This window comes from Salinivibrio sp. SS2 (assembly GCF_001722075.1).
Classification (GTDB): domain Bacteria; phylum Pseudomonadota; class Gammaproteobacteria; order Enterobacterales; family Vibrionaceae; genus Salinivibrio; species Salinivibrio proteolyticus.
The window spans coordinates 37,970-59,183 of the sequence record NZ_MEBP01000096.1; the positions used below are offsets into that span (position 1 = coordinate 37,970).

The 21,214-nt window shown below is 45.6% G+C and carries 17 protein-coding genes; 15 read left to right on the top strand and 2 right to left on the bottom strand.

Annotated elements, in window-relative coordinates; translation table 11 throughout:
- Positions 1-96: 96 nt before the first annotated feature.
- Both galE and BGK46_RS11700 read right to left on the bottom strand, forming a co-directional pair.
- Positions 97-1,110 carry a UDP-glucose 4-epimerase GalE gene (galE, locus tag BGK46_RS11695; RefSeq protein WP_069589480.1) on the bottom strand — a complete coding sequence of 338 codons (1,014 nt, stop codon included), beginning with the start codon at positions 1,108-1,110 and terminating at the stop codon, positions 97-99.
- 158 nt (positions 1,111-1,268) lie between these two features.
- A complete protein-coding gene (locus BGK46_RS11700) occupies positions 1,269-2,393 on the bottom strand; it encodes an O-antigen ligase family protein (protein WP_175418657.1) in 1,125 nt (374 codons plus the stop codon).
- 382 nt (positions 2,394-2,775) lie between these two features.
- Here BGK46_RS11700 and rbsK point away from each other — a divergent pair, with 382 nt between their 5' ends.
- From rbsK to BGK46_RS11775, 15 genes are all read left to right on the top strand, one after another.
- On the top strand, positions 2,776-3,705 hold the full coding sequence (rbsK, locus tag BGK46_RS11705; protein WP_069589485.1) for a ribokinase: 930 nt from the start codon (positions 2,776-2,778) through the stop codon (positions 3,703-3,705).
- Between the two features lie 185 nt (positions 3,706-3,890).
- Positions 3,891-4,961 carry a dTDP-glucose 4,6-dehydratase gene (gene rfbB / locus BGK46_RS11710; protein WP_069589487.1) on the top strand — a complete coding sequence of 357 codons (1,071 nt, stop codon included), beginning with the start codon at positions 3,891-3,893 and terminating at the stop codon, positions 4,959-4,961.
- A gap of 76 nt (positions 4,962-5,037) precedes the next feature.
- Complete coding sequence (rfbA, locus tag BGK46_RS11715) at positions 5,038-5,946, top strand: glucose-1-phosphate thymidylyltransferase RfbA (protein WP_069589489.1); 909 nt, start codon at positions 5,038-5,040, stop codon at positions 5,944-5,946.
- Positions 5,924-6,823 carry a dTDP-4-dehydrorhamnose reductase gene (gene rfbD / locus BGK46_RS11720; RefSeq protein ID WP_069589491.1) on the top strand — a complete coding sequence of 300 codons (900 nt, stop codon included), beginning with the start codon at positions 5,924-5,926 and terminating at the stop codon, positions 6,821-6,823. Before rfbA ends, rfbD begins: the two co-directional genes overlap by 23 nt.
- The gene (gene rfbC / locus BGK46_RS11725; protein ID WP_069589493.1) at positions 6,810-7,367 is read left to right on the top strand and encodes a dTDP-4-dehydrorhamnose 3,5-epimerase; all 558 of its coding nucleotides are present in this window, start codon (positions 6,810-6,812) and stop codon (positions 7,365-7,367) included. Before rfbD ends, rfbC begins: the two co-directional genes overlap by 14 nt.
- A gap of 858 nt (positions 7,368-8,225) precedes the next feature.
- Positions 8,226-8,591 carry a hypothetical protein gene (locus BGK46_RS11730; RefSeq protein ID WP_069589494.1) on the top strand — a complete coding sequence of 122 codons (366 nt, stop codon included), beginning with the start codon at positions 8,226-8,228 and terminating at the stop codon, positions 8,589-8,591.
- A 127-nt stretch (positions 8,592-8,718) separates the two neighbouring features.
- Entirely contained in the window at positions 8,719-10,410 is a 1,692-nt protein-coding gene (locus tag BGK46_RS11735; RefSeq protein WP_084781431.1) for a polysaccharide biosynthesis/export family protein, read from the top strand.
- Positions 10,410-11,201: an ABC transporter permease gene (locus BGK46_RS11740; RefSeq protein ID WP_069589498.1), complete on the top strand. Its 792-nt coding sequence runs from the start codon at positions 10,410-10,412 to the stop codon at positions 11,199-11,201. The genes BGK46_RS11735 and BGK46_RS11740 overlap by 1 nt, the downstream gene beginning before the upstream one ends.
- Positions 11,198-11,860: an ABC transporter ATP-binding protein gene (locus BGK46_RS11745; protein WP_069589500.1), complete on the top strand. Its 663-nt coding sequence runs from the start codon at positions 11,198-11,200 to the stop codon at positions 11,858-11,860. Before BGK46_RS11740 ends, BGK46_RS11745 begins: the two co-directional genes overlap by 4 nt.
- Positions 11,857-12,942 (top strand): chain-length determining protein, encoded by a 1,086-nt coding sequence (locus BGK46_RS11750; protein ID WP_069589502.1) that lies wholly within the window; start codon positions 11,857-11,859, stop codon positions 12,940-12,942. Before BGK46_RS11745 ends, BGK46_RS11750 begins: the two co-directional genes overlap by 4 nt.
- 9 nt (positions 12,943-12,951) lie before the next feature.
- Positions 12,952-14,757, top strand: coding sequence for a hypothetical protein (locus BGK46_RS11755; protein WP_069589504.1), 1,806 nt, complete (start codon positions 12,952-12,954; stop codon positions 14,755-14,757).
- Positions 14,754-16,004, top strand: a complete 1,251-nt coding sequence (locus BGK46_RS11760) for a glycosyltransferase family 4 protein (RefSeq protein WP_069589506.1) — start codon at positions 14,754-14,756, stop codon at positions 16,002-16,004. The genes BGK46_RS11755 and BGK46_RS11760 overlap by 4 nt, the downstream gene beginning before the upstream one ends.
- A 42-nt stretch (positions 16,005-16,046) precedes the next feature.
- A complete protein-coding gene (locus BGK46_RS11765; protein WP_069589508.1) occupies positions 16,047-17,837 on the top strand; it encodes a hypothetical protein in 1,791 nt (596 codons plus the stop codon).
- A 108-nt stretch (positions 17,838-17,945) separates the two neighbouring features.
- On the top strand, positions 17,946-20,006 hold the full coding sequence (locus tag BGK46_RS11770) for a glycosyltransferase family 2 protein (protein WP_069589510.1): 2,061 nt from the start codon (positions 17,946-17,948) through the stop codon (positions 20,004-20,006).
- 72 nt (positions 20,007-20,078) lie between these two features.
- Positions 20,079-21,110 carry an SGNH/GDSL hydrolase family protein gene (locus BGK46_RS11775; RefSeq protein WP_069589511.1) on the top strand — a complete coding sequence of 344 codons (1,032 nt, stop codon included), beginning with the start codon at positions 20,079-20,081 and terminating at the stop codon, positions 21,108-21,110.
- Positions 21,111-21,214: the final 104 nt, after the last annotated feature.

Here is a 21,214-nt window from a genome sequence, read left to right on the forward strand (position 1 = left end):
TCTTGCTCTTTCTGTACTCTGTATTCAGTCATCGGTATTCTGTTCCCTAGAACCCTAGAACCCTAGAACCCTAGAACCCTAGGACCTCTCAACTTTCTAGCCCCCATAGCCATTTGGGTTCTTCGACTGCCAGCGCCAGGTGTCTTCGACCATAGTTTGTAGGTCTTTCTTTGCTGACCAGCCTAGTGTTGCTTTGGCACAAGCAGGGTCAGCGTAGCATTCGGCAATATCCCCCGCGCGACGGGGTTTTATTTCGTATGGAATGGGCCGTTTTGCCACGGCTTCGAAGGCATGTAGCATGTCGAGCACACTGTGGCCTTGGCCGGTACCGAGATTAAAAACATGGATGCCAGCTTGGTAAGCCAATTTATCTAATGCGGCTAAATGGCCATCAGCAAGATCAACGACATGAATATAGTCGCGGACACCGGTGCCATCCGGCGTAGGATAATCATTGCCAAATACGCCTAATTTTTCGCGTCGACCGACTGCCACTTGAGCTACAAAGGGCAGCAGGTTATTCGGCGTGCCTTGAGGGTCTTCCCCCAATAACCCCGAATCGTGCGCACCAACTGGGTTAAAGTAACGTAGAAGGGTAATGCTCCAATCTGGGTTTGCGTGCTGAAAGTCTCGCAGGCATTCCTCCGCCATTAATTTACTTCGCCCATAGGGGTTGGTAGCGGCAGTGGGAAAGTCTTCTTGTATCGGCACAGATGCAGGCTCGCCGTAAACGGTGGCCGATGAACTAAAAATCAGCGAGTTTATATTAGCCGCTTGCATCTCACGCACTAAGTTTAACGTGCCTGAGACATTGGTATCGTAGTATTTCAGCGGTTTTTCTACCGATTCACCCACCGCTTTTAACCCAGCAAAGTGGATGACGCTATCAACTGCATGTGTCGCAAATACTCGTTTTAAAAAACTACTATCGCGAACATCCCCCTGCATAAACGCAGGACGCGTGCCGGTGACGCACTCAATCCTATCGAGCACGACTGCTTTGCTATTACAAAGGTTATCGATCACAACAGGTGTATGGCCGTGTTTGATCAGTTGAATGCAAGTGTGGCTGCCAATATATCCGGCGCCACCCGTAACGAGTACCTTCATGGTGAGACTGCCTAATTTTTTATCGGTAGTGAGTCAGTAATATTTACAGAGTACGGAACACGGGAGCAAATGGGAAGAGCCGGTAAAGCGCAGCCTCGCACTCGCATCGGCGCTCTTGCTCTTTCTGTACTCTGTATTCCGTATTATTCTCTAGGACTCTAAGACCTTTCTAGTCTCAACGCCATGCTTGCAAAGATCACCACGCCGAGTGTGAAAAATAGAATCCCCGAATGGTGATTAATATAGTGCTGGGTGAGCATATATCCGGCAATTAGCACAATGTGGCAACGTAAAACAACGCTGGCAAAACCTTGATCAGAATGAGGTTTAGACTGTATTTTTTTCGTAGCCACCCAAGGGGCTAAGAGTAAAAACACTAGGGCTAAACCGCCAATTATCCCTTTTACTTGCAACTCTTCTAGTAATTGGTTGTGCGCGCGGCTAAATAGCATAACGACTGGGTCAACAATATGTTGGTCAACCAAATCCTGTTTTTTCTCGGTAAATCGATCATAACCGGTTCCTGTCAATGGGTTATCTGCCCACAACAGTAATGCCGTTCGCCACAATTCAACACGTGTTCCCGAAGATGTCTTTATTTTGGGTTGCTGCTCGGCGGCCGGTTCGGCGGCGATCTCGACACTTTTTACATGTTGATATCGGTCGAGATCGGAAACTACCAAGCTCGCTCGATGCAATGCGGGTACGACTGCAGTAACAATAACCAGGGCAGCGCTTACCGTTACCGCAATAACATCGCGGCGCTTAAGTGCATGCCGATAATAAATGATCGCCCAGATCGCGACGAAAGGTGTGACAACCCAAGAACCGCGACCACCGCTGAGTAAAGTTGCCACAAAACCTAAAGTGACGCCAACAAAGGCGATTTTTTTTAACGTTGGTAAAGAGCGTTGGCAACTAAAAATATAAGCAAAAATGCTAAACACACTCAAGCTTGCCGCCATGCCAGCGACTTGAATGGACATAAATCCACCGCTAGAAAGTGCTCGGATCCCCAGTCCATAGTGTTGATAGAGTGCAATCAGCCCGACAATCGAGGCACCGATACTACAGCCGTATAACACAGCTTTGAGCGAAGGCGGATACTTGAGTAGACAGGCAAAAATGACTACCGCTAATAGCACACGACTGGGCATGTCAATCTGTTCGTAATGGCCAGCAGGTACAGCGAATGCGAGAGTAACAAGAAAATACAGCACAAAGGATGCCGTAATGAGCATCGCTGGCGGCTTTAGAAGTGATTGATAGGTGCTCGGCAGCATGAGCAATGCGGCTAAAGCCAACAAAACAGCCGAGTACTTATAGGAGTCAGGTGTCACGAGTAATGTTGCGAAATAAGCGAAACATAAAAGATTGATAAGTGCCGAGCGATAAGAGTGCAGCAATGCTTTTCCCCTACGGTGTACGTGATACATGGATTTCAGCTATCACGTAGCGTGATCCATAAACGAGCCTGACGATGGATGTAAGTGTTGCATTCAATGGTGACGATGAAAAGTGTTTCTCTCACGGTTTTGGTACCATACAACACGCACTGCAAGTGTGGTTAGACATCCTGTCTATATAGCACTAATGTACAAATAATGACGCCATGAAGGTCGTCGAATAGAGCACATGCTTGATTAAAAACGGTAAGGAATAGTAATGAGCCGATTGGTTGTTCTTGGCAGCGTCAATGCTGATCATGTTTTACGTGTCCCTCACTTTCCGCGTCCGGGCGAGACATTACACGGCCACGATTATGCCGTAATTGCCGGCGGGAAAGGGGCCAATCAAGCGGTTGCGGCGGTGCGTTGCGGTGCCGATGTCGCGTTTATCGCCAGCGTCGGTGATGACGCATATGGACAAAATATTCGTCAATCTTACGCGCAAGAGGGGATGGATGTCAGTGCGGTGAAGGTGCAGGCGAATACACCGACTGGGATTGCGATGATCCAAGTCACTGAGCAGGGCGAGAACAGTATTGCGCTCTCGGCAGAAGCCAATGCGGCTTTGACAGCAGAGGCCATCACTACCGATCTTGCCAAGATAGCCGAAGCTGACTATTTACTGATGCAGTTAGAAACGCCGATGTGTGGTATCGAAAAGGCGGCGTTTCATGCCAAAGCGGCAAAAACTCACGTGGTGCTTAATCCCGCTCCAGCCGCACCGCTGAGCGACGCGCTTCTTGCTGCAGTCGATATTATTACCCCGAATGAAACAGAAGCCCAAATCCTGACCGGTATCGCGGTAACTGACACTGCCAGTGCGCAAGCGGCTTCAGACGTGCTCCACAAAAAAGGGGTAGGGATTGTACTGATCACTCTTGGCAAACAAGGCGTGTGGCTGAGCGAGCAAGGCCGGCAAGAAGGCCAGCTTATTCCTGGGTTCAGGGTCGATGCCGTCGATACCACTGCCGCTGGCGATACCTTTAATGGGGCATTGGTGACAGGACTGATAGAGGGACAGACACTTTATCAGGCGATTCGCTTTGCGCATGCCGCGGCGGCATTATCCGTGACCCAGCGTGGCGCACAAACCTCGATTCCTTCTCGTGCAAATGTTGAGGCGTTTTTGGCCTTAGCAAGTCAGTGATACCGGTAGTCCTATAGGGTTGAGAATCTTGCCGTCCGTCTCTTAGCTTTTTGTGATGATACGCTCCGCCAGTTTGATCCCGACTTTTTGTACTGTGCCTTGCACGGACCTTATTCCCTGTAAGATAATTGAATTATCTTTAAAATTGCGTGGTTGTGGCGCGAAAACATCAACAAAGGAAAAACATGAAGATTTTAGTGACAGGAGGGGCTGGCTTTATTGGGTCTGCGGTAATTCGACATATCATAAAACAGACGACTGACTCAGTTATTAATGTCGATAAATTAACCTATGCGGGGAATTTAGAGTCGTTGGCGGATGTTGATAGCAGTGACCGCTACACATTCGCGCAAGTTGATGTGTGTGACCAAGCATCACTGGAACGACTCTTTCATGAACACCAGCCTGATGCCGTGATGCATTTAGCGGCTGAATCACACGTTGACCGCTCGATTGATGGCCCTGCGGCGTTTATTGAAACCAACATTGTTGGCACCTATACCTTATTAGAGGTCAGCCGTCGCTATTGGAAAGCGCTGAGTGATGAAAGAAAATCAGCGTTTCGTTTTCATCATATTTCAACGGATGAAGTGTACGGCGATTTACATGATACCGATGCATTATTTACTGAATCGACGCCTTATGCACCATCTAGCCCGTATTCTGCTTCAAAAGCCTCGAGCGATCACTTAGTACGTGCTTGGCAGAGAACGTACGGCCTCCCCACTATTGTGACCAATTGCTCTAACAATTATGGCCCCTATCATTTCCCTGAAAAACTGATCCCATTAATGATCTTAAATGCGTTAGAGGGAAAACCTTTGCCTGTTTACGGTGATGGTACGCAAATCCGAGACTGGTTATTTGTAGATGATCATGCTCGTGCGCTGTATCAAGTCGTGACTAAAGGAACAGTAGGCGAAACCTATAACATTGGTGGACATAACGAAAAGCAAAATATTGACGTCGTAAAAACGATTTGCGCGATCATGGATGAACTTACTCCCATGCATGAGCGAGGTTATCCAGAAGGGACGCAACATGCATCGCTGATTACATATGTGCAAGACCGTCCCGGACATGACATTCGCTATGCCATTGACGCCTCTAAGATTGAAGAAAAGCTAGGTTGGGTGCCGGACGAGACCTTTGAATCCGGTATCCGAAAAACTGTGGAATGGTATCTGGAAAACCGTGAATGGTGGCAGCGCGTGCTTGATGGCTCCTACTCGCGTGAGCGTCTAGGCGCAAATTAGCTTTTACTCTCTGTCACACTCTGATCCTATGCGCTGTCTATTACTCGGCTTAGGGTCAAGATATAGGAAGGATTCAATGAAAGGTATTATTCTTGCTGGTGGTTCGGGTACACGTTTGTATCCGCTTACACGCGGCGTCTCTAAGCAACTTTTGCCGATTTATGATAAGCCAATGGTTTTCTATCCGCTTTCAACACTCATGTTGGCAGGGATCAGAGACATTCTCATCATTACTACACCTGAAGATAACGATAGCTTTAAGCGCCTTCTAGGGGATGGCTCAGACTTTGGCATTCGCCTTGAGTACGCCGTTCAGCCAAGCCCTGATGGGTTGGCGCAGGCCTTTATCATTGGTGAACAGTTTATCGGTGATGACAGTGTCTGCTTGGTATTAGGCGATAACATTTTTTACGGACAGTCGTTTTCAAGCACGCTTAAACGTGCAGCGGCGCGAGAATTCGGCGCGACCGTGTTTGGTTATCAAGTCAAAGATCCTGAGCGGTTTGGGGTGGTGGAATTTGATGATGAAATGAATGCGATTTCAATTGAAGAAAAGCCAACTCAGCCGAAATCCCAGTATGCGGTAACCGGCTTGTATTTTTATGACAACCGTGTAGTTGAGATGGCAAAGCGAGTCAAACCGTCAGCTCGCGGTGAGCTTGAGATCACTTCGATTAACGAAATGTATCTGCATGACGAAACGTTAAAAGTCGAGCTGCTGGGGCGCGGATTCGCATGGTTAGACACGGGCACCCATGAAAGCTTGCATGAGGCATCTTCGTTTGTACAAACCATTGAGAATGTCCAAGGGCTTAAAGTCGCTTGCTTAGAGGAAATTGCATGGCGACAGGGATGGTTGACAGACGAACAGCTCATGGCGTTGGCAGCGCCCATGATGAAGAATGACTATGGGCAGTATCTTGCAAAACTTGTTAAGGAATCGACAGTAAAAGGGCATTCTGATGCGCATCTTAATCACCGGTAGTCAAGGGCAAGTAGGCCATTGTCTTGTCAAACAGCTTTCCGCGAAAAAACAAATCATCATGCTAGCCTGTACAAAAGACGACCTAGACATTACGGATCGTCAAGCGGTAATTAATAAGGTGAACGCCTTTAAGCCGAGTGTGATCATTAATGCGGCAGCTTACACGGCCGTTGATGGAGCTGAAAGCGATGTTGAAAGCGCCTATGCGGTCAACCGAGATGGGCCCAAATATTTGGCAGAAGCAGCTGAGCAGCACCGTGCCGCATTACTTCATGTATCGACCGATTATGTTTTCTCTGGTACCCATGACGAGCCATATCGCGAAACCGACCAAACGGATCCACACAGTGTTTATGGTGCGAGTAAATTGGCTGGAGAGTTAGCCGTTCAGCAAGCGTGCGCCAAGCATATTATTTTGCGAACCGCTTGGGTATTTGGTGAACATGGTGGAAACTTTGTAAAAACCATGCTGCGACTGGCTTCGCAAAAAGACGAGCTGAATGTCGTCGATGATCAAGTGGGCGGACCGACTTACGCAGGGGATATTGCAAGCGCCTTGATTAGCATCGCGCAACGCCTTGAAGAAGAGGAAAATCCTCACTATGGCACATATCATTTTTCTGGTACGCCGCATGTGAGCTGGTGTGCATTTGCGTCAGCGATTTTTTCTGGTGCATATCAACAAGGCCTCGTAAAGAAAGTACCGAAGGTGATACCGATTACAACGGCTGAGTATCCAACGCCCGCCAAGCGACCAGCAAACTCACGTTTAGATACGACAAAAATAATGACGCAATTCTCTATTTCACCGAGTAATTGGCAACGCGCACTTAGAAACCTTAGCGATTATCAGGACAAATGTGATGCAAATAATTAATACTGCGATCCCGGATATCAAAATCATCGAGCCGTCTGTCTTTGGCGACGAGCGAGGCTTTTTTATGGAAACGTGGAACCAAACACGCTTTGATGAACAAGTCACAGGTAAAGCGACCGCATTTGTGCAGGATAATCATTCCAAATCGGCTCAGGGAATTTTACGAGGCTTGCATTATCAAACGCAGAATACACAAGGAAAATTAGTGCGGGTTGTTAGTGGTGAAGTGTTTGATGTAGCGGTTGATTTGCGCCAAGATTCCCCCTCATTTGGGCAGTGGGTGGGCGTATACTTATCTGCTGAAAATAAACGCCAGCTATGGATCCCCGAAGGCTTTGCGCATGGCTTCTATGTAACCAGCAAGGAAGCCGAGTTTGTTTATAAATGTACGGATTTCTATAATCCAGCAGCGGAAGTAACCTTGCACTGGGACGATCCGGCGCTCGCGATTCAATGGCCATTAACGGTCGAACCTCTCCTTTCAGAGAAAGACAAGGCAGGGAGAACCCTCGCCGAACTGCGTAACCAGAGCTTACTTTTTTAGTCATCGGAATTCGGGACTTTGAATACGGGAAAGAGCAGATTCGTGCACGCATCGGCGCTCTTGCTTTTTCTGTACTCTGTATTCAGTCAGCTGTATTCGGGATCTTGAATACAGAGCGCTTCGCTTACGGAGTACGGAGAAGAGCAGAAAGCAGTTCCTAGGACCTAGGAACTTTATCGACAGAGCCGGGCACGATACGCTTTTTCCGTATTCCGTATTCCGTATTCCGTATTCCGTATTCCGTATTCCGTATTCCGTATTCCGTATTCCGTATTCCGTATTCCCCATCATCTTCCCTAGGACCTAGGACCTAGGCCCCTAGGCTCTCTCTCCCCACCTAATCAACACACTGTTCTGTAACCGATTTTTAGACTTATATCACAGTAAGTTCGTATCTGTCTGTTTTATCAGTATCTTTTCTTTTTGCACTGTTTTAGACGTTTTTCATGCAAAATTCATTCTTTGTCCAAAAAAACAGCAAACAACTGAGTTTTGACAAGAAAAACATTCAATCAATATTGATGATCTATTCAGTTTGCGTAGTATGACAGCCTGCAAAATTTAACACCGCAAACGATAAAGTAGACCAAATTATAAATGTTGCCAAATCGTTGCGGTGTTTTTGTGGGTTTAACCTTGTGAATAAGCTGGTTTTTGTCTGCGCAGTGTGATCAAGCGCTAACATCAATGGGCGGTAGCGTGTCTATTTTGCCAGTAATAACATGATTATTTATGCAGTTTATAGCGCTGCTTAATAACTTAGACGGCGTCTAAAAATCCGCATTTTCACTATAATGCGAATAAAAATTAAAAAGGATATCAACAACTTGCAAGGTGTTGATTAGTAAGGTTTTGGCTATGAATGTTCTATGTAAACTTATTTTACCGTGTGGGCTTTTACTGCTCGCAGGGTGCTCGTCTTACCCCACATCGCAAGCGGATAGCTACAGTGTGGTGTCAGGAATGCCCAATCACACCATTCACTACCTTCAAAGCAATGATATCGATTACGGTCAGCGTCTCCATGTTGGCGATACCGTAACACTTCCGCTCCAAACCGGTGAGCAATCGGTCGTTGTCGAGCAACGTTACTTTTCTGCTATTGGCACCACGTGTTTTGCGCTGCGTCAGGTGCCCTCGTCTCTGAAATCCCCTCAAACCTCGCAGTACAACCTGTGTGAGTATCCCAAAGGCTGGGGAGTCGTTCGAGCGTTTCGTAACTAGCTAGCACCATCTAGCGGGTCCAGTCACTCCTCGTAACACTGCGTCACCCAGCATGCGCGTTTGTCATGAACAAGCCAGAGCATGTGGGGCGTGTCACCTAATGTTGATTTCCAGAGAACAAATACGAATGAAAAGATTAATAATTACACTTTTGATTGCGTTGTCTATCAGCACAAGCGCACAAAGTGCCTCACGCAGTGAGCTTATGGCTGCTGCGAAGCAAGCACAGAGCGCGTCTGAGGGGGGAAGTGCCTCGGACGATACGGTAAAAGCGAACTGGCAGTCATCCAACTATGGTCCGGTTCAGAATCAACAAACCACCCGTGATGACGCGGATATTCATCCTTTTGGTTACTCCTTATTCCAAGGTGGCTTTCGTGGTTTACGCTCTGATGGCCTCAACCCAAACTACCGTATTCTCCCCGGTGATCAGGTCACAATTAAAACTTGGGGTGCATTTGAAATGGAGCGCACCTTGCCGGTTGATGCTCAAGGTAATATTTTCCTTCCTTCAATTGGACCAGTGAATGTTAAAGGGATTCCGAATAGTCGTTTAAACACGGTCGTGTCAGCCGCTATTCGAAAAACCTACTCGGATAAAGTTCGTGTCTATACCAATCTACAAGGTGTGCAGCCTATCTCCGTGTTTGTAGCGGGCTTTGTGGAAAACCCTGGCCGGTATTCTGGTGTACCAAGCGATTCAGCACTGATGTTTCTTGACCAGGCTGGCGGCATTGATGATCAGTTAGGTAGCTATCGAGAAATCTCCTTATTGCGCGATGGTAAAGTCATCAGTCAATTGGATCTGTATCAATACATGCTGGAAGGCGAGCTCAAACATCCTCAATTGCAGCAGGGCGATACATTATTAGTGACAAAGCGAAAGCCGACCGTCGTTGTAAAAGGCGACATTGGCCGCACGTTCCGTTTTGAACTCAAAGATAGTAAAACCCAGGGCGAAGAGATCCTAGCGCTCACACAATTGGATCCCGCTGTCACCCATGTATTGCAGCGAGGTACGCGTAACAAAGAATGGATTGCCCACTATTTGTCATTGCAAGACTTCACGACTGCAGATATTGCGGATGGCGATGAGCTTGTTTTTGTTGGTGACAGCAAAGATCAGCAAATTGTCGTTAAACTGGAAGGCGCGTTTACCGGCCAATCCAATTTCGTTTTACCCAAAAATACGACCTTAGCTGAGCTTTTGACCAGTGTCGCCGTTGAGCCACAGGAAACGAACTATCAACAAATTTCACTATCTCGAGTCAGTGTTGCTGAGCGGCAGAAAAAGGCGTTGGATGAGAGTTTACGTCGTCTAGAAGCAACCTATCTAGGCGCATCTTCTTCAACCGCAGAAGAATCGGCTATTCGTGTGCGAGAAGCAGAGTTGATTAGCCAGTTTGTCCAAAAAGCCTCTCAAATTGAACCAGATGGCACCATGGTAGTAACTAACCAAGGCGAGCTGACAGATATTCGCTTGCAAGATGGTGATGTTATCCGTTTACCGGAGCGCAGCAGCACAGTACTTATCACCGGTGAAGTCTTTGTACCGCAATCGATCGTCTTCACGCCGGGTAAAACCGCGCTTGATTATATCGATGCGTCCGGTGGTTTTAGCCAACACGCCAACGAAGACAACATTTTAATTGTGCGTCAAAATGGTGAAGTGGTTTCCGCCAAAGACTTTGCGGTGCAAGCCGGTGATCAAATCCTGGTGCTGCCCAAAGCCGCCACTAAAAACCTGCAATTGGCGTCGACGTTGACCCAAATCCTTTATCAAATTGCGGTATCAGCCAAAGTGATCATGGACTTGTAATGAGTTATCAACCACGACATCCATTAAAAGTCTGTAAACATGTTTGGCATGCGCTGTTTATGCGAGAAGCGATGGCGCGTATGAGCGCTGATCGGTTTGGATGGAGCTGGATATTGCTCGAGCCCATCCTTCACCTCATGATCTTTATAGGGGTGCGACAGCTTATGGGACGAATTAAGTACATTCAAGGCGCGGAATTTATCCCTTGGTTAATCATCGGCATTATCACTTTTATGATTTTCCGCGATGCCATGATGCGCTCTATGGGAGCGATACGCGCCAATAGCTCGTTATTTGCTTATCGTCAGGTGCACCCACTCGATCCTGTGCTTGTTCGCGCTTTTCTGGAATTTACCATTCGCAGTGTGGTACTCACCCTTATTGTGGTGTCGTTGATGTTTTTTGGTGGCTATCGTGGCCCGGATGAGCCCCTGATTGTTATCGCTATGTGGCTGTTGGCATGGTGGCTCGGGCTTAGTTTTGGCTTGGTGCTCTCTGTGGTAGCGACCATTGCCGAAGAGGTGGAAAAAATCGTTAAGTTATTGATGTTTCCTCTTTATATGCTGTCAGGAGCCATGTTTCCTCTTAAAGCGTTACCACACGAATTGCGGGATGTCCTGATGTATAACCCACTGGTGCATGTGTTGGAATTGCTCCGCCATGCCTACTTCCATGGCTATTACATGCTTAGTGGCGTCAGCTTGCTTTACCCCGTGCAATGCGCGCTGGTGGCGAGCCTATTAGGACTAATGCTGCATGTGCGGTTTAAATCAAGATTAATGTCAGCATGATAGAAGTAAAAAATATGTCCAAGCGCTACCACGGCCCTTTTGGTAGTAACTGGGTATTAAAAGACGTGAATTTTACCATTCCACAGGGTGTGAGTGTGGGGGTGGTAGGCAAGAACGGTGCTGGGAAGTCCACCTTGTTGCGATTACTCTCCGGGATGGATATGCCAGACCACGGCACCATCGAACGAAAATGCAGTGTCTCTTGGCCAATTGGTTTAAGTGGCGGTTTTCAGCGCAACATGACGGGGCGTCAAAACGTAAAGTTTGTCGCGCGTATTCATGGTGACGAAAGCAAAATTGAGCGCATTATTCAATTTGTTCAAGACTTCTCCGAAATTGGTGCAGCATTTGATAAACCTATTCGCACTTATTCAAGCGGGATGAAAAGCCGCTTGTCTTTTGGCTTATCGCTCGCCTTTGATTTTGATGTGTATTTGTCAGATGAAGCCACAGCCGTCGGTGATAAAAGCTTTCGGCAAAAAGCGACCAAAGCCTTTAAGGATCGAATCGGTCAAGCCAGCATTATTATGGTGTCGCACAGCGAAGGTATTTTAAGAGACTTGTGTCAGGCAGGGCTATGGATACACAAGGGTAAAGCGATTTGGTATGACGACCTCGAAGATGCCATACACGATTATCATAAGAGTATTAAAAAATGAAAGTAGTTATTCGTAAGCATTTACAGTGGTTTTTATGCTTGGGCATTATTGTTGCTGCGGGCATTTATTACGGCCTTGTTGCGACTGATCGCTACGTTTCGCAAGCCAATGTGGTTTTAAAAAGCCCTGAAATTATCCCGACGGGGCTGAGCGTATCATCACTGCTGTCCGGCACATCCGGCGCGGGCGACTTGTTGCTGCTGAAAGAGCACCTTGAATCTGTGGATATGACCATCAAACTCCAAAAGGATCTTGATCTTCGTCACCACTACGCGCAAGACAATATTGACTTTATCTCTCGTTTATCCAGTGCCGATGTGCCGTTAGAAATGTTCCACCAGTACTTACGCAAACGCATTAATATTGAGTTTGACGACTACACCAAAGTCTTGCGTATTCGTGTCGAAGCGTATACACCCGAAATGGCACAGCGAGTTGCTAAAACCTTGCTCGATGAAGGTGAAAAGCATATGAATGCGATGGGGCGTCGTCTCGCGCAAGAACAGCTCAACTTTATTGAAAAACAAGTCAACACCATGTCGGAGCGCTTACACCAAGCGCGTGAAAAGCTATTGGCTTACCAAAACCAACATAACCTGATTTCGCCCAAAGCCACCGTTGAAGAAACGCTGAAGATCATTGCCGAGCTAAAAGGACAGCTGGCAGTGACCCAATCAAAGCGCCAAGCGTTAAGCAGCTTCCAAACGGCGCGCTCGCCGGAGATGCAACGACTAAAAAGCGAAATTGAGGCCCTAGAAGCACAAGTGAAGCAAGAAAAACGGTTGCTGACGCAAAACAAAGATAATGCGCTTAACCGTGTAACGGCCGAATATCAAACGTTAGAAATGCAGGCTAAGTTTGCGCTTGAACTCTATTCAAACGCCTTAACAGCGCTTGAGACTACGCGCGTTGAAACGGCGCGTAAACTCAAGCAAGTATCTGTGCTGCAATACCCAAGTTTGCCTGAATATTCGACCGAGCCCCGTCGTTTTCACAACTGGGTGGTCTGGAGTTTGATGAGCCTGTTCTTCTTCGCGGTTGTTCACCTTGGCCGCAGTATTATCCGTGACCACCGAGATTAATCACGGATCATGGAGAGTGTTGATAAGGGACAACTGTATTGGCCGCTTCCTGCTGCGCCGTTTAAGCCTCGATTCAGTAGAAATAGGGCGGGATCGTCGCCTTCACTGTTTCGTCTCGCGCTAAACAACATCAGTGCGGTGCAGGATCAGGAATGGACGCCTACCCATCAACAGTGGCTGGAGGGTGTCAAGCAACATCAGCTCAGTGTGTTAGGGCTGGATCATGCCTACGCGGATCAACCTAAAAGCGATCCGCGCGCCTATGTGCTGATGGTGATCACCGCACAAGATGTTAATCAAGACGCGGTCGATAAAACGGCACAATATGCCCGCCAACACAATGCCTATGTTTGGTATGTATTAGTCGACCACCAATTACGTATTCAAACGCGCGTCCCCCGACGGGTAGCGGATATTTTGGCGAAAGCACGGCAGAATCATCCTCAGTTTTTGTGGCAGCAACTGAATAACGAGAGTCGTCCGGTTCACTGGATTGCTAACGCGAAATGCGTCATCAGCGCGCGAGGTGAGCCAATGGTCGAAAGTGCTATGTATGGGGTGCCTTTTGTTGCTTTACCCGGCGTCGCACAAACATTGCTTGAGCCTATTACGCACTCAACGACATACGCACTCGGGTATGTAAAACATTGGTCGCCCACGCAAACTCAACAGCTAGTATTAGCGACTTGGCTGCATCCAGAAACCAAGGCTTATCACCCAGAAACTGGGCAAAGCATAACACCCTTTGCAGCAACTGCTTGGTTAGCCGTGCAAGTTGCAGGGCGCCAGCGAACCCCAAAAAACTTGGTTACGTTTGATGTCAATCCCTACTGGCGCCCTTGTTTTCGCGCATTTTTTCAAGGTAGCCGTCTGCGTTTTCTGCGTCATGATGCGGCAATGTCTGTTGTGGCCCGTCACGAAACACAGCTGATTTGGGGAAGCCGCAACCGCCTTTATGCAGAGCGACCAATACTGCGCGTTGAAGATGGTTTTATACGCTCGGTAGGGTTGGGGGCGTTATTTGCCAAACCTATATCATGGATTGTAGATAAAAGAGGGATCTACTTTGATGCCACGCGGCCCTCAGATCTTGAACATTATCTCACAACGCACGTGTTTACAGAGCAGGAGCGTCAACAAGGGCGTGCTCTCAAGCAGCAATTGGTGGCCCAATCGCTCACTAAATATAACACCGGTAAAACCACATGGCGTCGACCTGTAACAGATAGACCCATCTACTTGGTGGTAGGCCAAGTCGAATCGGATGCATCGCTCCAATACGGCTCGCCCCATGTGCGTACCAATATCGCGCTGCTAAAGCAAGTTCGCCAGCAACATCCCGATGCGCACATTATCTATAAGCCGCACCCAGATGTGATTGCGGGCGCGCGAAAAGCGGGCGAAAACGAGCAACAGGCGCAACAGTGGTGTGATCAAATCGAAGCGCATGTGGGCATTGAGCACCTTTATCCGCATGTAGATGCTGTGCATGTGATGTGCTCCTTAGCAGGGTTTGAGGCATTAATTCGAGGTAAGCGAGTGGTGTGTCACGGCATCCCCTTTTATGCGGGATGGGGGGTAACCGACGATCAGTATTCGGTAGCGCGTCGTGGCGTACAACGCACGATCGACGAACTGATTTATGCTGCCTATATTTGGTATCCCTTGTACATCCATCCTTACTCTGGGTATTACACCACCGTTTTTGATGCCGTGAAGTTGTTGGCAAAACAGAAACAAGCAGGTCAACGCTTTAATCGAAAAATAACCGCGTTGGTCGCGAAAACGGTTCGCCAACTCGCAGGGGTGAAATGAAACACAAGACCATTGCTATTGTTGGGACCTTAGCGGAAAGTTTGGTTGGCTTTCGAGGTGAGCTAATAAAAGACATGGTGGCGGCGGGCCATACTGTATATGCCTTTGTGAGTGAGATAACCTTTACCCAGCAGCTACGTATTCTAGAGCTGGGCGCGACGCCAATTCGCTACTCGCTAAGTCGTTTGGGCATTAATCCTTACCAAGACATTAAAACAGTTTATCAACTGTATAAACTGTTTAAGCAGTTTAATGTTGACGTCTCGTTTTGTTATTTTGCTAAACCCGTCATTTACGGCACCGTCGCGGCAAAATTAGCCGGAGTCCCGCTGCGTGTCACCAAAATTGAAGGGTTAGGCCGGCCCTTTACGCCACCTCCCTCGGGGTTCAGTAAAAAGCAAAAACTACTGCAGAAAGTGCAAGTGTTTCTCTATCGCTGTGCGTTGCGGTTCAGCCATCACCTTTTTCTGTTAAACCCAGACGACAAGCGCGACCTGATAGACAAAAACCACATCCGTACCGGCCAAGTGCATTTAATTAATGGTATTGGCTTAAACCTGCATCATTACCAATTTCAACCGCCAGTGACGGCCCCAGTGCGTTTTGTTTTTATTGGCCGTTTACTTAATGAAAAAGGCATTTGGTATTACCTACAAGCCGCACAAGCTTTAAAAGAAGCAGGCTATCGCGCCGAGTGTTGGGTGGTGGGTGCGCCCGATCAAGGGCGAGATGCGGTATCTCCTGCGCTATTAAAACAAAAAGTCCACGAAGGGATCATTCACTATACGGGGAAAGTGGACGATGTGCGGATCCCGCTTAAAAAATCATCGGTGTTTGTTCTGCCGTCTTATTACCGTGAAGGGGTACCCCGAAGCACTCAAGAAGCGATGGCAATGGGTCGTGCGGTGATCACCACATCAGGCCCAGGGTGCAAAGAAACTGTGGTGCATCAAAAAAACGGCTTATTAATTCCCCCGCATGATCCACATGCGTTATTAAACGCGATGAAAGCGTATATCGACCATCCCGAGTGGATTATTCGACATGGTGCCGCAGGCTATCAATTGGCATTGCAGCGCTACGATGTCAAAAAAATCAATCAAAATATCATGCAGCGAATGGGCTTGCATAGTGTACCAGAGCTTGGTGCTAAGCAGAGTGTAGCGCAGACCGAGCGAGATAACGGTGTGTCTAAAACCGCGAGAGATGCGGCCAAAGAAGCAAGTGCCGAATATATCGATGAATAAATCGTAATTTTGAACCAGTGGTTAGGTGAAATGGAGAGAAAAATGAAAGTCATTGCTAGCACCATAAAGAGTGCCCAATGGCAGGCGTGGCTCAGTCAGCAAACGAGTCCGTTTCCAATTGTGCAAAGTGGCACCAGTGATCACCCTAGCGACAGTGAGGCGTTGATTATTGCTAACCCGTGTACATTAGCGGATATTGAACAGGATCTACTATCGTTTGATGAAGTGGTCCTTCATGTATGGGATGCAAAGTCGACGCTGGCCGATGCGCTGCGTAATGGTGCAGACGACAACGCAATTGAGGAAACACTCGCCGAGTGGATGCGCTTTACGAAAGCGCTGCTTGCATGGTTGCCGAATCATCAGCACAAGGTGAATCTTATTAGCCATACCCATGCCACGTTTTATATTGAGGCTTGGCAAGGCTGGCTAACGTCTCTTGGCATCGAGTGGCCAGACGCAATGAGCATGGCGCCGCGTACACAACAAGACGAATACGACATATTCGCGGCTTATTATATCTCGCAGCGCCCCGAGTTTGCTCATTTGGAACAACTTTTGTTCAGCGTGACCTTACCAATGGGTGACAGTTATCCCACTCTGCCGTTCAACATGACGAGTTTGGCCCAGCAAAGCCAACAAGTGGTTGAGCAACTGCGGTATGCGCACAAGCAACAGCGTGACTCCCAAGAAAAATTAGAAGCCTTAAAGCAAGCCCATGATGCTGAACGCGCACAATACGAAGAAAAATTGGCGCAGGTTGAGCAACAAAAGCAAAAATGGGAGTCACGTTTTCAAGACAATGACCGACATAGTCAAAGTCTCACCCAAGAGAACAATTTGCTTCTCACTGAGCTGCACCGCATGCAAGAGGCGCTAGAATCTGCACTGATAGATAATCAGCGATCCGAAGGGCAATACCAAGAAAGCGTTAGACGCACAGAAGATGCGGAGAAAAAACAAACCGCACTAAAACACGAAAACCAAGCACTGATCACTGAGCTACATAATACGAAACAATCTTTAGATGAGGCATTGGCGCAGCAGCAACGCTTAACTAAACGCTCCGCCGAGCTTGAGCAAACTATTGCGCAACACAACAAGCAATACGCGCAACTCAACGCGGACTATACCGCAAGCCAAAACAAACTCACGGCATTAGAGCAGAAAAAACACCATAAGATTGATGAGCTAACACAACATAACCACACGCTTACAGAAGAAAACAGCATGATTATTGCTGAGCTTCATCGTGTTCAAGAAACCTTAGAAGCACTCTACAACGAAAAAAGCGCTCTTGATGAGCAAGTAAGTCAGCAGCAAGAGCAGTTAACCGAGCAAGCACAACAGCTAAAAGCAAACAATGCCAAAATAGCGAGCCTATCGAAACGCGTGCGCTTAACGAAATTAGAGCTTGCTCAAGCGCTGGCCAGCAAAACACTGCTTGAAAAAGAGCTTACGGCTCACCACAACTCGGCATTGTGGAAAGTCACTGTACCGGTACGTAAATTCCGCCAAACACCAAAACGTAAACGGGCCGAAAAACTCGCGCAACAAAAGCTATTAATCGAACTCTCAAGCTTTTTTGATAAAGAGTGGTATCTAAATCAATACCCTGATGTTGAACAGCAAGGCTTAGATCCCATTGATCACTACCTGCGCTTTGGTGCGCAAGAGGGGCGCAACCCTAGTCCTGACTTTGATACACGTTGGTATTTAAAAACCTATCCCGATGTGGCAGAGAGTGGATTAAATCCGCTTATACACTTTATTAAATTTGGTAATAGAGAAGAGCGCCAAACTGCTGCGAAGCTACTCGAAAACAAGATGTAACTACTACTTAATTACTTACCTATTTTAAATAAAAGAACACAATGATTGAGTGATAAATAAATCGATCACTAGAATCACTAATATTATTTTATACATGGCGATTTAAAAATGGAAACAACGTCCTTATCAAAAGCTAACCAGTTGCTTAGAAATAAACTTTATGATGATGCATTCGATGAATATTTACAGTGTATTCGTCAATGTCAGGAGTTGGATTTTGTATTTTTTAATTTAGCATACTTGATGAAGAAGTCCCATTTCAATAAAGATCTGGTGAACAAAAAAACAAAATCTATTTATAAGCTGATGGGTCTAAACGAAAAAGACTACAAGGCGGTTAAGCGTTCCAAATATGTTAATGGGAAATGGTATTTAGAAGAGTATAAAGGGTTAGTTCCAAACAACGTAGATCCTATTTTGCATTATATGTCTATAGGGTGGAGACTTGGGTTTAACCCTTGTAAGCGTTTCGATACCAATTTCTATATATATAATTACAATGATCAAATAGGTAAAGAAGAACTGCCACTATTACATTATTTATATAAGGGAAAATCGAGAGGGTATCAGATAAAATCTAAAGAGGAGAGTGGCACATCAATGCTGGGTGCGAAGCTTTGGAATGGTCACTCGGAGTCCGCTCTTAAAGAACTAGAGTTGATTTATAACGATGAATCAGCCACAGATAAGACTCGCTGGTGGTCAATGTGGCATACCGCCCGCTGGTTATATTTTATCGGAAATATTGCGGGGGCATTGGATCTATCATACAAAATGAGTTCTCTAGAGAGCGGATATCCAGTTCGTAAAGAGTCAATATATCTTAGATACTTCTGTTTGTTGAGTCTAGGCCGCGTTAATGATGCTTACAACAGCTTAAAGCCATTTGTGGAGCATAATCTAGATGATACTGATGGATATTTTGCTTTTTCGAACTCGCAAGAAAATGACGAAAAGCGTATTGAGATGATTAACAGAGCCTATTCAATTAAGGGCTTTTCGGGGATTCGTCGTAAAGATAGAAACAGGCCATTGAATCTTGATAATGTTGTTGGCTTGCCTGTGTCAAAAATAACGGACAAGCTAAAAGTTTCTATCATAATGCCTATTTACAATGCCGGAAATCAGATAAGAGTTGCAATTGATTCATTATTGCAACAGTCATATAAAAATATAGAAATTATTGCAGTTGATGACTGTTCACCTGATAATACATTTGACATATTAAAAGAGCTTGAAAAGAAAGACCCAAGAATAAAGGCTATTCAACCTCCTGAAAATGGGGGAGCCTATGCCGCGCGCAACTATGGTCTTACATTTGCTACAGGAGATTTACTTACAACACATGATAGTGACGACTGGTCTCACCCTCAAAAAATTGCCACGCAAGTCCAGTATTTAAAAGACAATCCATCAGTGATGGGATGTTCTGCGCATTGGATTAGAGCTCGAGAAAACCTATCATTTACTCAAAATTGGCGTCCGAACAATCGTCTAATCCATTGGAGCCAATCTTCATTTATGTTTAGGAGAAAAGTATTGGAGTCTATTGGGGAGTGGGATCATGTGCGCATAGGCGGTGATACGGAATATATTTGGCGTATGCAAGCTAAATTTGGAAAAGACTCCTTTGCAAAAATATGTCCCGATACACCTTTGGCGTTCGCTCTTGATGAGGAATCCTCTCTTACTCGAACCAAATCTACTCACGTACGAACCGTTTATTATGGTTTACGCCACATATATAGGGAGATTTGCGCATGGTGGCATTCATCTAATGATGATCTACTAGTAAAAAAAGCAAAATTTAATCGCGTATTTCCTGCGCCTAGAAGTATGTACGAACGATCAGATGAGATATTGCACTTTGATACTATAATTGCAGGTGACTTTTCTCGCAAAAAGGACTGTGAGATAGTTAAAAAAATAATTAAAAATAACCCGGGAAAAAAAACAGCATTATTTCATTGGCCTTGTTTCTATGAGAACAACACTGCGTTGTGTGACATCTACTTCGAGTTACTAGGGGAAAGAAATATTGCCCCAATAGTTATGGGACAGAATGTGGAGTCCACTGATTATTTTATAACAGATGAGAAGCTTACTGTACATCCATTGGATGGATACCCAAACTTCATAGGATTAGAATCCTGGATTTCTAAATCTTAGTATGTATTTATCCTAGATATAATTATTTTTATTTTAAAATCATCTGTCTTTTGAAACGATTTTGGAGCGATTTTGAATTTTCTCTTTATTGGTGGAAGCAATTTTGTTATTAAGAATGGGATCGCTGAATCGATTCCTAGGTGTTATGCCAACATGGGCTATAGGATAGACAATGTATACAATCTATCTGTCGGAGGAACCACTAGCCTTTTTGGTCTTGAAAACCTAAACATGTCAAACAAAAGAGATATAGATATAGTTTTTGTTGAATATGGTATAAATGACTATCCATTGTTTTCAAATGACTCTCTACTGTGGTCATATGCATATGGTGAGCTCTTGAGAAGCCTTCGTTGTCGGTATCCAAAAGCTAGGGTTGTTTCTATATTACTGGGTAGGAAGCCCAAAAGGTTTTGGGAGCGACAGAGTGCAATGCACTCTAAAATGGAAGAAATTTCACGTGAATTTGGCGCCTTATGTATCAATATAGATAAAGATCTTAAGTCTATTTCTTCATCTGATAAATTTGATTCTTTATACAAAGATGATAATCATTTTAACTCGGATGCTATTGATTATATAGCAAACAGTGTGGTAGCCAAATGCTTGCTTTTATGTAACGATGCGTCTCTCTATGAAATTAAAAGTAATCCTGATTTTGTTTTTGATAGCTATACTGTTAGTGGTCAGGCAAAAACTTTCGAAAACTCAAGGATGAATAGAAAGACTACAGTCCTATTAAAAGGAAATAGTCTTGAGATAGATATCAAAGGCGTACCTGTTGCTTTATCTTTTGTGTCAAGTTTTGATTCTAGCTCGATTTTAATTGAGTCTAACCATGGAAATAAAATAATACCAACTAAACATAAAGTCGCGGGTAGTGAAAGGTTTCCATTTCTTGTCAAACAAGTACCTCTTTATGATGTTTTGAATATGGATACAGATCTTAATTCATATCAAAAGATTAGGCTCACAGCACTTGATTCAAGTTCTAGTAAATGGGACGAGTCTCTTTTTCAAAAAGTATACAACTACTATGATGATGTAAGTGTTTCTCGAAAAGTATATATATCGAACATATCAGCATTGTCTTTGACCAGTTAGTTTGTAGTGATAATGGTTGTTTTATTTCTATTATTATCGTTAGTATGTAATTAGGATATATAACTATACTATTTGTTTAATTAGCTATATTTATATTAAAGGTT